The organism is Pseudomonas orientalis (assembly GCF_022807995.1).
Lineage (GTDB): Bacteria > Pseudomonadota > Gammaproteobacteria > Pseudomonadales > Pseudomonadaceae > Aquipseudomonas > Aquipseudomonas orientalis_B.
In genome coordinates this window covers 2,950,979-2,963,298 of the sequence record NZ_CP094351.1, presented here as the reverse complement: position 1 = coordinate 2,963,298, position 12,320 = coordinate 2,950,979, and the positions used below count along the sequence as shown (strand labels likewise).

At 58.9% G+C, this 12,320-nt stretch carries 9 protein-coding genes; 6 read left to right on the top strand and 3 right to left on the bottom strand.

What is annotated here, in order from left to right; translation table 11 throughout:
* Positions 1–21 precede the first annotated feature (21 nt).
* Positions 22–954, bottom strand: coding sequence for an IS110 family transposase (locus MRY17_RS13085; RefSeq protein ID WP_191953738.1), 933 nt, complete (start codon positions 952–954; stop codon positions 22–24).
* Between the two features lie 618 nt (positions 955–1,572).
* On the opposite strand from MRY17_RS13085, the gene MRY17_RS13080 reads away from it, so the two are divergent.
* Positions 1,573–2,514: an IS110 family transposase gene (locus MRY17_RS13080; protein ID WP_191951590.1), complete on the top strand. Its 942-nt coding sequence runs from the start codon at positions 1,573–1,575 to the stop codon at positions 2,512–2,514.
* A gap of 373 nt (positions 2,515–2,887) precedes the next feature.
* Here MRY17_RS13080 and MRY17_RS13075 read toward each other — a convergent pair whose 3' ends face one another.
* Positions 2,888–3,583 carry a pirin family protein gene (locus MRY17_RS13075; protein ID WP_191952879.1) on the bottom strand — a complete coding sequence of 232 codons (696 nt, stop codon included), beginning with the start codon at positions 3,581–3,583 and terminating at the stop codon, positions 2,888–2,890.
* A gap of 217 nt (positions 3,584–3,800) precedes the next feature.
* Here MRY17_RS13075 and MRY17_RS13070 point away from each other — a divergent pair, with 217 nt between their 5' ends.
* Entirely contained in the window at positions 3,801–6,248 is a 2,448-nt protein-coding gene (locus MRY17_RS13070; RefSeq protein ID WP_243352201.1) for a UvrD-helicase domain-containing protein, read from the top strand.
* Between the two features lie 139 nt (positions 6,249–6,387).
* Here the strand turns inward: MRY17_RS13070 and MRY17_RS13065 are convergent, their stop codons facing one another.
* Entirely contained in the window at positions 6,388–6,660 is a 273-nt protein-coding gene (locus MRY17_RS13065) for a DUF1652 domain-containing protein (RefSeq protein WP_243352200.1), read from the bottom strand.
* Positions 6,661–7,251: 591 nt separating this feature from the next.
* Between MRY17_RS13065 and MRY17_RS13060 the strand changes: the two genes are divergently transcribed.
* The 4 genes from MRY17_RS13060 to MRY17_RS13045 all read left to right on the top strand — a co-directional run bounded on the left by MRY17_RS13060 (position 7,252) and on the right by MRY17_RS13045 (position 12,318).
* A complete protein-coding gene (locus tag MRY17_RS13060; protein WP_243352199.1) occupies positions 7,252–8,685 on the top strand; it encodes a serralysin family metalloprotease in 1,434 nt (477 codons plus the stop codon).
* A 47-nt stretch (positions 8,686–8,732) separates the two neighbouring features.
* On the top strand, positions 8,733–9,089 hold the full coding sequence (locus tag MRY17_RS13055; protein ID WP_181283282.1) for a protease inhibitor Inh/omp19 family protein: 357 nt from the start codon (positions 8,733–8,735) through the stop codon (positions 9,087–9,089).
* Between the two features lie 102 nt (positions 9,090–9,191).
* Complete coding sequence (locus tag MRY17_RS13050; RefSeq protein WP_243352198.1) at positions 9,192–10,934, top strand: type I secretion system permease/ATPase; 1,743 nt, start codon at positions 9,192–9,194, stop codon at positions 10,932–10,934.
* A 91-nt stretch (positions 10,935–11,025) separates the two neighbouring features.
* Entirely contained in the window at positions 11,026–12,318 is a 1,293-nt protein-coding gene (locus MRY17_RS13045) for an HlyD family type I secretion periplasmic adaptor subunit (RefSeq protein ID WP_191955480.1), read from the top strand.
* The last annotated feature ends 2 nt before the right edge of the window (positions 12,319–12,320 follow it).

Here is a 12,320-nt window from a genome sequence, read left to right as displayed (position 1 = left end):
GAGGAAATAGCTGCTACCGCGCTAAGCGGTACGCTCTTTCCATTCAGTACGGTCGCGCAGCATCGCGTTCAGGCGTACCAACAAAACGCGCATACAGGCGATCAACGCGACTTTGGCGCATTTCCCTTTATCACGTAGCGCCTTATATCGAGTCCCGAATTCTGGCTGGTCCCGGATGACCACCCAACAGGCCATGTAAAGTGAGCGACGAGCTGAAAACCTTCCGCCACTAATGTGGCGTGCACCTTTATGCCTTCCGCTGTCGTTGTTGTACGGAGCGAGGCCCGCTAATGCCGCGATAGGGCGCCCTCCAATCTCCCCCAGCTCAGGCAGGTAAGCCATAAGACTGGTGGCAGTAACCAGACCAATTCCTTTGACTGAACACAGTCGAGCCACCTTTTCGCTATCTAGCTCGTTCGCACTTTGACGAATCAGTCGATCTATCGCCTCCACTGCCGTGTTCAAATAGTCGATATGGCTCTGCAATGCAGGCTTTACCGCATCGCAGGAAGCCGTTTTCAGGCGTCGTCTGTCGTCATCTCTTTGCTGAACAAAATGTTCCCGCTGCTGGACCAGCGCGCGCAGCTTGTCGTGTTCCGGGCTTTTGATTCGGGCACTTGGCGAGTCTAGAACGGCTGCATAGTGCGCCAGAGACTTTGCGTCTATCGGGTCGGTTTTGGCTTTCTGGCCCATCGCTCTGGAAAACTCTTTGGCACGACGGGGGTTAACGCACATAACCTCAAGGCCGGCAGCCTGAGCCGCTTTGACGATTTTGCGCTCGTAACCGCCCGTGGCTTCCACCAACACGCGACTAACCTGGTAAAGCATTAGCCACCCGATCAACGCTGGTAAGTCTCTTTCAGTGTTGGAACAGCTTACCCCAGCTTCAAGTAAATGAATCCGAGCCTCAAGACTGTCTTTGGAAACATCAATGCCTGCAGAGTAGGAAAACATTGCCAAACCCTCTTACACTTAGAGTGAGAGCGCTCTGGCTTGGCCCACGCTTGTAACTGTTCGAGGTGGGCTCGTTCAACTGTTCGGGCTCATGTCCAGAGCGGAGAGGTGAGTAGCAGCGTGGGCTCCCACACGTGCTTTAAGCACTCGGGGCATTCAGCTTGCTACTCACCGCTCTCACCCTCAGTCTAATCCTGACTCAAGACACAAGGGGCTTGCTCCCGATGGCCTCTGGGTCGACCGGGCTTTTGTGTCGATCCCGGTCCAAATGTGGGAGGGGGCTTGCCCCCGATGGCGGCCTCTGGGCCGACCAGGATGTTGGATCAGATCGAGTACATATCCGTTTCTGCGGTAACGGCTACTTAGGGTTCCGCTTTTACAGCGGCTCACTTTTGAAAAGCGCAAAAGTAAGCAAAACGCTCTTGCCCCACCACTCGGCACCTCGCCTAGGCTCGGTGTTCCCTTGTAAGATTATTTTCACCTGCTTCAGACCGTTGTGCCCTCAGATTTCGAGATCGTGAGTGAGCATGGGTCGAAGCAGGTTCTTTTCTAAACTAGTCCGAACGGTTGCCTGGGCGCAAAGCCCGATTCTGCAAGGTTGGACGTGAGGAAAACGCCATGGATCATAACTCTGCGTTCGTCGGAATTGATGTTTCCAAAAACAAGCTCGACTCATTTGTCAGCACGACTGGCCAAGTCGAACAGTTTTTCAATACTCAAGAAGATATCCATCGTTTAGCTAAACATCTCAAGGCTCAGGACCCGGTTTTGGTGGTGTTGGAGGCGACTGGGGGATATGAGCGGCTTGCGGCTGCGGAGCTTTGCGCTGCAGGACTACCAGTCGTTGTCGTCAACCCTCGTCAGGTGCGTGATTTCGCCAAAGCTACCGGTCGGTTGGCTAAAACCGATGCTTTGGATGCCCAGGTGATTGCGGAGTTTGCTCAGGCGGTCAAACCCGAGATTCGAGAGATACCAGATGAACACGCTCGTGAGCTGGCAGACCTACTCACTCGACGCCGCCAACTCATCGACATGATCGTGGCGGAGGAGTCTCGGCTAAAGCAGGCGGTATTCAAGGCACTTCGAAGAGACATCAAGGCACATATCATCTGGCTTCAAAAGCGCCTTAAAAGCACAGACGATGACTTGCACGAGGCCATCAAGGCTTCCCCGGTCTGGAAGGCCAATTATGATTTGCTGCGCGAAGTCGCAGGTGTTGGCAACGTGCTCGCACTATCGCTGCTGGCGATGGTTCCGGAGCTTGGCAAGGTTAATCGTAAACAAGTGGCTGCATTGGTTGGTGTGGCTCCTTTTAACTGCGATAGCGGCCAGTACAAAGGCCGTAGAAGGATATGGGGTGGTCGAGCTGAGGTGAGAAGTGTGCTTTACATGGCTGTCTTGTCCTCGAAGCGCCACAACCCGGTGATCGAGAGGTTCTACAACCATCTGCTTGCTACAGGGAAGACGAAGAAAGTGGCGCTGGTTGCGTGTATGAGAAAGCTACTGACGATCCTGAATGCCATGGTCCGCGATCAAAAACATTTCGCAGAAATGGCTTGAATTTCGACACGGTTGCTCACTCCGGCTTGAATCCGTGGGCCGCCGCAATGGGCCATCCCTGGCCCAGTGCGGCTAACCCGGCGTCCTGCCGGGTTGCCCACGGATTCAAACCTGCGTTCGGCCAGCGTGGTTTAACGGGGCGCCTGAGATCAAAAGCAGATCAAGATCAAGAGCGGCTCGCTTCGCATCGTGGGTACGGGTGGGCGCGGCTGCGTTGTGTAGGAGCGAGCTTGCTTGCGAAAAACTCACAGGCACCGCGTTTATTCAGGAATCACGCGTTATCGTTGCCGTTTTTCGCGAGCAAGCTCGCTCCTACAAGCGGCGGTGTGCGCTTGACTGACTGGCATCAGTTAGATGCCAGCAAGACTTTGGCTCAGGCCAGGTCGACCAGTACGACTTCACTGTCTTCAACCGCCGTCACTCGCAACACTTGCTCATCGGCAACTGCCACGCCGTCTCGAGCTTGCGCACGCAAGCCATTGACTTCAATCGCGCCCGTTGCCGGCACCAGGTACGCACGTCGCCCGCTGTCCAGCCGGTATTCGGCCGTTTCGCCGGCCTTCAGATTAGCCGCCACCAAGCGCGCATCGGCGCGAATGCGCAGGCTTTCAGTGTCGCCGGCCTTGCCGCTGGCCAGGGTCACGAAACCTTCGCGACTACCTTGTGGAAACGGCTTGGCGCCCCAGGACGGCGGCAACCCGGCCTGATTCGGGATAATCCAGATCTGGAAGATCTTGGTCGGCGTGGCTTCCAGGTTGTACTCGCTGTGGGCGATCCCGGTGCCGGCGCTCATCACCTGCACGTCGCCAGCCTCGGTGCGGCCCTTGTTGCCCAGGTTATCGGCATGACTGATGGCGCCTTCTCGCACATACGTGATGATCTCCATGTCGCGGTGCGAGTGCTGCGGGAAACCGGTGCCCGGCGCGATGATGTCGTCGTTCCAGACGCGCAGGTTGCCCCAGTGCATGCGCTCGGAGTCATGGTATTCGGCAAATGAAAAATGATGATGGGCGTCAAGCCAGCCGTGATGGGCGCCGCCCAGGGTGTTGAAGGGTCGAAGTTCAAGCATGATCGTCTCCTGTTGATGGCCCTATGATCCAACAGCGCATGATCGATAAAAAGCGTAAAAAATGCCTAATTCCTATCGATTAACTCGATGTAAAATCCGCACAACAACTTTCACTTCATCGCCTAACTGCATGACAGCAAAGCATTTGGCTGGAATTGAACGCCAATTCCAGCGACCATGGCACACTGTCAAAACCCAGCTCGTCGCAGGAGTCCGCGTGCCGCCCCCACAGCCTGATCTGCCCCCTGAATTGCGCCCGCTGGCGGAAATGCCGCTGTTGAAGCGGCTTGCCGCGCGTCTGTTCGGCCATGGCCTCACGCGTTTGCGCGCTCAACACCGTTTCTCCTGGTTACATGGTCAAGCCGACGGTTTCCGCAGTGGGCATGAAGCCGGTGTGGAGTATGGCTATCGCGAGGGCAAGGCGGACGGCTTGGAAGAGGGCCGGCAAGTCCTGCTGATTCGCGATTTCCGGTCCGATGAACCGCGCGCTCCGGGTATTGACGACAACCTGTTCGATGACTGGCGATTGCCTCTGACCGCGGACATAAAAAAGCGTATCAAGGCCGACGTGGCGCGCTTGCTGCCGGCTCACGCCCAACCGAGCGCCGCGCAGTGGAAGATGATCTTCAGCGAAACGCCCTCGACATCAGTGATTGCAGGAGCCGGCGCTGGCAAGTCGACCTCCCTGGTGCTGCGCATCCTGCTGCTCACCCATTACCTGGGCTTCGAGCTGAGTTCGATGACCGTGGTGACGTTCACCCGCGAATCGCGCAAGGACTTTATCCAAAAGCTCATGCAGATTCTCAGCCTGTGGGGCCAACCCCTTGGCCAGAAAGAAGCCCAGGCGGTGGTGCGCACCTTTCACTCACGCATCCTGCCGATGGTGCGCAGCCTGCCGGGATTTGAGCGACTGCAGGCGTTCGAGAACCTCAGCGCCGGGTTCGAGGACGCCGACAGCAACCCGTTCGACCTGCGCATCAACGACGCCCAGCGCCAACAGATGAACGCCTGCTACCACCGCTTGCACGGCAGCCACGCGCGTTTTCGTGAGTTGATTGCGCCGTTGGCACGCCATGGGCTGCAGCTCAAGGAATTGGAGCGTGATCATCCGGATGTGCAGAAGCGTATGGCGGTGACGCAATTGGCGGCCAAGCGCGATGAAGAGCTCTGCGACGCCATCGAGGACCTGTGGTTTCGCGCAGGTGCCTGGCCGATCAAGGGCATCGAGCCGAGCCGGCAGGCGTTCGACATCAATGGGGCGCAATTCCACTGTCATGGTTATATCCCTGAGCTGGACGCCTGGGTGGTGCTGGGCTTTGATTCGCGGGAAAACCCCCAGATCAGCCGGCCCAATTCAAAGCTGTCAGTGCGCGCGGAGTGGGCGGTAAAGCGCACGCTGTTTCAAGCTTTCTGTCGTAAGCCTTTGATATGGTTGGACAGTTATGAGTCTTCAAGGAAGTTATTAAGTAGCCTCGCGGACGATGCCGCCGCCGGGCCGGGGTTTGATTACAAGGTCAAGGGTGAGCTTGCTTCAGCGCCGCTGTTGGACAGCTTTGTGATGGCCGCTGGCTTTATCGAGAACCTCGGGTTGGATGTGCCCAGCGCCGTGGGCCGCATGAGCTTTCCCAAAGACGACCCGGACCGCTTGTTCTTCGAGGCCCTGGGCATTTTCTGGAAGGCCCTGGAAGATCACTTGCTTGATCAATCGCCGCCGATCATGACTTATAACCGCATGTTCTCGCTGTTCGGCGAAAACACCCCGGAGAACCTCAAGCTGCTCGGCGATTCACTGCTGCGGCCGATGTCGCACCTGATGATCGACGAGTTCCAGGACGTCTCCCCGCAGATTGTCTCGTGGATCCGCGCCAGCCTGCGCGAAATCCGCAGCCGTGGTCCGGCCATGCATGTGGGGCGTGGGGCGCAGCGCTCATCGTTGCTGTGCGTAGGGGATGACTGGCAGTCGATCTACGGCTGGCGCGGCAGTTCGCCCAAGTACTTCATGGAGTTCAACAAGGAATTTGTATCGCCGAGCACCACGCGGGTAATGCTGGCTGAAAACTACCGCAGTCATCAACACATCATCGATGCTGCCGAGCACATCGTACGCAGTGCGCCGGCCATTCCCGGCAAAAAGGCCAAGGCCAGTGGCGATCCCAAGCCATTGGTGCCCGTGGTAGTGCAGGAGCGCGACGACGCGGCATTGGCGCGGCAGTTGCTTGAGCGCTATCAGCAGGGCGATACGATCTTGATGCTGTATCGAAAAAGCAGCGATAAGCTGTTGATAGAAGAGCATATTCAGTCTGTAGTTAATCTGGATTCGAGCTTGTCGCCCCAGGCGCGCAGGCTCAAGCAGCTGACCTATCACAGCGCCAAGGGCCTGCAGGCGGACACGGTATTTCTGCTGGGTGACTGCCAGCACCTCACCAGTTCGCCTTACAAGAACCAGGTCTACCGCATGGCGGGGCTGGGCAAGGACGGCGACAGCGAGGCCTACGACAATGCACAGAAAGACGAAGTACTGCGCCTGGCCTACGTCGGCATTACGCGCGCGGTAAGCCGCTGCTACTGGTATGTGGAAAAGCCTGAAGGCCAGGCGGTGAATGTGCCAAGGGCGTCGGAGCGGGTAGATGGCAAGAAAGCATTCTTCGACGACCAACGCGGTTAATCGGCCTGAGTGCGATCTAAATGTGGGAGGGGGCTTGCCCCCGATTGCGGTCTATCATTCGACCCTGTAGTGACTGACCCAACGCCATCGGGAGCAAGCCCCCTCCCACAATTGGATCTCATCGGTCTGCCGCAATCGATCAGGCCCGCAACAACAACGGCGGCACAAAACTATCAAGCTCTGCCTCCACCGCCTCAATGATGCGCTCCACATCGGCAGCATTCATCACGGTGGCGCAGGGAATGCCGGCGATAGCGATCAATGTCTCGCCGCTGGCCCGATCAAACAGGCGGGCCACCATACTCCCGGGGGCGTCCATACTCCCCTCGAAGCCCATCGGATGAAAATGCCAGCGCATCAGCTGGCACGCGTTGGGGAATGTCACTTTGTTCATGTTGCCCACCTTTTTCATTGAGCGCTTCCTTTAGCTCGCGGCAGGGGCCAGGACCTTCAATAGTCCTGGTGTCGAGCCTTCAAAATAGCATTCGTTCGCAAGTGGCAGGCGACTTTTTCAGGCCCGTTCGGCGGTTCTTTCAGCAGAGATTGATCTGGATCATGTCCTGCCGGGGATTTGGCAAAAGGCTACTATTCGAATTCCCTTTTATCGAGGGCATAGCTCAAGTATGCCCCGGCAAAAGGGGACATGAGCCTTTAATAGTGCAAGTAGTGGCTCTTTAATCTCGCCATTGACACCGTGACAATGTATTGGATCCATTATTCAAGTCGGTCAACCAATTAGAGCGGCTTTACATGTATTTAATATTTAAATATCGCTTCGCGCTATTCAGCCACGCAACCACGACAGTCCCCAACAAACGTTGCACGTGACTTCCTCAAGTTGAAGCGAGGTCTCTTTGTACCTGCTGAAATATTTGTAGACGAAAGATTTCAAGTTGTGTCAGTTTTCTTACGCCTTCAAAAGAGGTGAGTGATAGGACTATCCTCGCCCGCGAGGTTCCTATCGAACAAAGACTGATGCACTTGCAAACAAGGAAGTACGTTTATGTCAAAAGTAAAAGACAAGGCTATTGTATCTGCCGCGCAAGCCAGCACTGCTTACTCGCAAATCGATAGCTTCAGCCATTTGTATGACCGTGGCGGCAACCTCACGGTCAATGGCAAACCGTCCTACAGCGTGGACCAGGCAGCCACCCAGCTGCTGCGGGATGGTGCCGCCTACCGGGACTTTGATGGCAACGGCAAGATCGATCTGACCTACACCTTCCTCACCTCGGCTACCCAGAGCACCATGAACAAACATGGCATCTCCGGCTTCAGCCAATTCAACGCCCAGCAGAAAGCACAGGCCGCAATGGCCATGCAATCCTGGTCGGATGTGGCCAATGTAACCTTTACCGAAAAGGCTTCCGGCGGCGACGGGCACATGACCTTCGGCAACTATAGCGGTGGCCAGGACGGCGCGGCGGCGTTCGCTTACCTGCCCGGCACCGGTGCAGGCTACGACGGCACCTCGTGGTACCTGACCAACAACAGCTACACGCCGAACAAGACGCCGGACCTGAACAACTATGGCCGGCAGACCCTGACCCACGAAATCGGTCACACCCTCGGCCTGGCTCACCCTGGCGACTACAACGCCGGGAATGGCAACCCCACCTACAACGACGCGACCTATGGACAGGACACGCGCGGCTATAGCCTCATGAGTTACTGGAGCGAGAGCAACACCAACCAGAACTTCAGCAAAGGCGGGGTCGAGGCTTATGCTTCCGGTCCGCTGATCGACGACATTGCCGCGATCCAGAAGCTCTACGGTGCCAACCTCAACACCCGCGCCGGTGACACCACCTACGGTTTCAACTCCAACACCGGGCGTGATTTCCTCAGCGCCACCTCCAATGCCGACAAACTGGTGTTCTCGGTATGGGACGGTGGCGGCAACGACACCCTGGACTTCTCCGGGTTTACCCAGAACCAGAAGATAAACCTCAATGCCACCTCGTTCTCCGACGTTGGCGGCCTTGTGGGCAATGTGTCGATTGCCAAGGGCGTGACGGTCGAGAACGCCTTCGGCGGCGCGGGCAACGATCTGATCATTGGTAACCAGGCGGCCAACCTCATCAAGGGCGGGGCCGGCAACGACCTCATCTACGGCGGTGGCGGTGCGGACCAACTGTGGGGCGGCGCCGGCAGCGACACATTCGTGTACGGTGCCAGTTCCGACTCCAAGCCAGGGGCTGCGGACAAGATCTTTGACTTCACCTCAGGTTCAGACAAGATCGACCTGTCCGGTATCACCAAGGGTGCGGGCGTGACCTTCGTCAATGCCTTCACCGGGCATGCCGGCGACGCGGTTCTGTCCTACGCCTCAGGTACCAACCTGGGTACGTTGGCAGTGGACTTCTCCGGGCACGGCGTGGCGGATTTCCTCGTCACCACCGTTGGCCAGGCGGCTGCCAGCGACATCGTGGCGTGATGCAAGGCGCGGCGCTTCGGCGCCGCGTTCCAGGATGGAGCCAAACGATGCAGCGTTTTTCCAAGTGGTTGACCCTTTTGATCGTGTCGGCAGGAGCCCATGCAATGGCGAGCAGTCTTGTTTTACCCAGCACCGCGCAATTGGCGGGGCATTGGCAGTTGCACCAGGGTGACCAGGTGTGTGCGCTGGACCTGCAAGCGCAGGCCAACAGCCTGGGCGGCGATGTGGCGTGTGTGGCGCAATGGCTGGGTGAAAAGCCCTTGAGCTGGTCACCCACCCCGGACGGTATCTGGCTGATGAATGCCGAAGGCAGCGGGATCACGCACTTGAATCGCCAGAAAGAAGGCGAATATGAGGGCCGCACTAAATCCGGTGGCGTAGTTGCATTGCGACGTACGCCTTAGTTTCCAGTTATAAGCTTATAACTTCATTTGTTAGTTGACTGCTCCTTAGTCGGGGTTGAGCAACTATTGCGCGTCATCCGGGTTCAGGGAAGATAAGAAGATATGGCCAAGCCCCATAGCGTTGCGCCTTTGTTCAAGGCGCTGGGTGAATACAAGAGCATCTTGATCAGCGTTGGCTGTTTTACCGCCTTGATTAACCTGTTGATGCTGGTGCCATCGATTTACATGCTGCAAGTGTACGACCGTGTGCTGTCCTCCCAGAATGAAACCACCCTGGTGATGTTGACGCTGATGGTCGTGGGGTTCTTTGTCTTTATTGGCCTGCTGGAAGTTATCCGCAGTTTTGTGGTGATCCGCATCGGCAGCCAGTTGGAGCGACGGTTCAACTTGCGCGTCTACAAAGCCGCGTTCGAACGCAACCTGCAGCGTGGGCAGGGGCATGCCGGGCAATCCCTGGGCGATCTGACCCATATTCGCCAGTTCATTACCGGGCCTGCGTTGTTCGCGTTTTTCGACGCGCCATGGTTTCCGATCTACCTGTTCGTGATTTTCCTGTTCAACGTGTGGCTTGGCGTACTGGCGACGGCGGGGGCGGTGCTGCTGATCGGCCTGGCCTGCCTGAACGAGTACCTGACCAAAAAGCCGCTGGGCGACGCCGCCGGTTTTTCCCAGCAGTCGACTCAGCTGGCCACCAGCCATTTGCACAATGCCGAAACCATCCAGGCCATGGGCATGCTCGGTGCGCTGCGCCAGCGCTGGTTCGCGGTGCATTCGCAGTTCCTGGGCTTGCAGAACAAGGCCAGCGACACCGGTTCGGTGATCACTTCCCTGAGCAAATCCTTGCGGCTGTGCCTGCAATCCTTGGTGTTGGGCCTGGGCGCTCTCCTGGTGATCAAGGGCGATATGACCGCCGGGATGATGATCGCCGGCTCCATTTTGATGGGCCGGGTACTCAGCCCCATCGATCAATTGATCGCGGTATGGAAGCAATGGAGTTCCGCCAAGCTGGCCTACCAGCGCCTTGACGAGCTGCTGCGCGAGTTCCCCCCGCAAGTCGAGCAGATGGCCTTGCCGGCGCCCAAGGGCCAGGTCAGTTTCGAGCAGGTCAGCGCCGGCCCACCCGGTCGACGCCTGGCGACCCTGCACCACGTCAGCTTCAACCTGGCGGCCGGCGAAGTGCTGGGGGTGCTTGGCGCCTCGGGCTCGGGCAAATCCACCCTGGCCCGGGTGCTGGTAGGCGTATGGCCGACCCTGGCTGGCACCGTGCGCCTGGACGGCGCGGATATTCACCGCTGGGACCGCGGCGACCTCGGCCCGCATATCGGCTATTTGCCCCAGGACATCGAACTGTTCAGCGGCAGCATCGCCGACAACATCGCGCGCTTTCGCGAAGCCGACCCGGAGCAGGTGGTCAAGGCCGCGCAACAGGCCGGGGTGCATGAATTGATCCTGCGCCTGCCCCAGGGCTACGACACCCTGCTGGGCGACAACGGCGGCGGCCTGTCCGGCGGGCAGAAGCAACGCGTGGCCCTGGCTCGCGCCTTGTACGGCGGGCCGCGCCTGATCGTGCTGGATGAGCCCAACTCCAACCTCGACACCGTTGGTGAAGCCGCACTGGCCAGCGCCATCGTGCAGATGAAGGCCCAAGGCAGCAGCGTAGTGCTGGTGACGCACCGTTCCTCCGCCTTGGCCCAGGCCGACAAGTTGCTGGTGCTCAGCGAAGGCCAGTTGCAGGCGTTCGGCCCGAGTCAGGAAGTGCTGCGCGCGTTGTCCGGCCAGCAGGAAGCACCCAGGGAAAAACCCGGTGGTAGGAGCGAGCTTGCTCGCGAAAGTCGTCAACGATGACGTGCTCCGATTGGATACACACAGTGCCTGCGGGTTTTTCGCGAGCAAGCTCACTCCTACACGTTTTGCGTCAAGCAGTAAGGATACTTGCATGATTTACGAGCAACACGACGCGCGCTTCTTCGTGCGCATGGGCTGGCTGCTGACCGTAGTCGGCGCTGGCGGGTTTTTCCTCTGGGCCAGCCTCGCGCCGCTCGATCAAGGCATCCCGGTGCAGGGCACGGTGGTGGTGTCGGGCAAGCGCAAGGCCGTGCAAACCCTCAGCCCCGGCGTGGTCAGTCGGATCCTGGTGCGCGAAGGCGAGGTGGTGAAACAAGGCCAGCCGCTGTTTCGCCTCGACCAGACCCAGCACCAGGCCGACGTGCAATCGTTGCAGGCCCAGTACCGCATGGCCTGGGCCAGCGCCGCCCGCTGGCAGAGTGAGCGTGACAACCTGCCCGGCGTCAGCTTCCCCGCGCAACTGAGCAGCAACCCCGACCCGGCCCTGGCGCTGGTACTCGAAGGCCAGCGCCAACTGTTCAGCAGCCGCCGCGAGGCCTTCGCCCGGGAGCAGGCCGGCATTCGGGCCAGCATCGACGGCGCCACGTCGCAGCTGGGCGGCATGCGGCGCGCCCGCAGCGACCTGACCGCCCAGGCGCAATCCCTGCGCGACCAGCTGAGCAGCCTGCAACCGCTGGCCGACAACGGTTATATCCCGCGCAACCGCCTGATGGACTACCAGCGCCAGTTGTCCCAGGTGCAACAGGACCTGGCGCAAAACGCCGGCGAGAGCGGTCGTGTCGAACAGGGCATTGTCGAATCGCGCCTCAAATTGCAGCAGCACAGCGAGGAATATCAGAAAGAAGTACGCAGCCAACTGGCCGATGCGCAACTGCGCAGCCTGACCCTGGAGCAGCAACTGGCCTCCGCCGGGTTCGACCTGCAGCACAGCGAAATCAATGCACCGGCCGACGGCATCGCGGTCAACCTTGGCGTACACACCGAGGGCGCCGTGGTGCGGGCCGGGGAAACCTTGCTGGAGATCGTGCCCCAGGGCACGCGCCTGGAAGTGGAAGGGCACTTGCCGGTGCACCTGGTGGACAAGGTCGGCACGCACCTGCCGGTGGACATCCTCTTCACTGCCTTCAACCAGAGCCGCACCCCGCGTGTGCCGGGGGAGGTGAGCCTGATTTCCGCCGACCAGATGCTCGATGAAAAGACCGGTGCGCCGTATTACGTGCTGCGCACCACGGTCAGCGAGGCGGCGCTGGAAACGCTCCACGGCCTGGTGATCAAGCCGGGCATGCCCGCCGAGATGTTTGTGCGCACCGGCGAACGCTCGCTGCTCAATTATCTGTTCAAGCCGCTGCTCGATCGCGCCGGCTCCGCGTTGACCGAGGAATGAGC

Coding starts and splice junctions, on each gene's coding strand:
- MRY17_RS13075 (WP_191952879.1), bottom strand. CDS start 3,583: ATGCTTGAACTTCGACCCTTCAACACCCTGGGCGGCGCCCATCACGGC.
- MRY17_RS13045 (WP_191955480.1), top strand. CDS start 11,026: ATGATTTACGAGCAACACGACGCGCGCTTCTTCGTGCGCATGGGCTGG.
- MRY17_RS13055 (WP_181283282.1), top strand. CDS start 8,733: ATGCAGCGTTTTTCCAAGTGGTTGACCCTTTTGATCGTGTCGGCAGGA.
- MRY17_RS13060 (WP_243352199.1), top strand. CDS start 7,252: ATGTCAAAAGTAAAAGACAAGGCTATTGTATCTGCCGCGCAAGCCAGC.
- MRY17_RS13085 (WP_191953738.1), bottom strand. CDS start 954: ATGTTTTCCTACTCTGCAGGCATTGATGTTTCCAAAGACAGTCTTGAG.
- MRY17_RS13065 (WP_243352200.1), bottom strand. CDS start 6,660: ATGAAAAAGGTGGGCAACATGAACAAAGTGACATTCCCCAACGCGTGC.
- MRY17_RS13080 (WP_191951590.1), top strand. CDS start 1,573: ATGGATCATAACTCTGCGTTCGTCGGAATTGATGTTTCCAAAAACAAG.
- MRY17_RS13050 (WP_243352198.1), top strand. CDS start 9,192: ATGGCCAAGCCCCATAGCGTTGCGCCTTTGTTCAAGGCGCTGGGTGAA.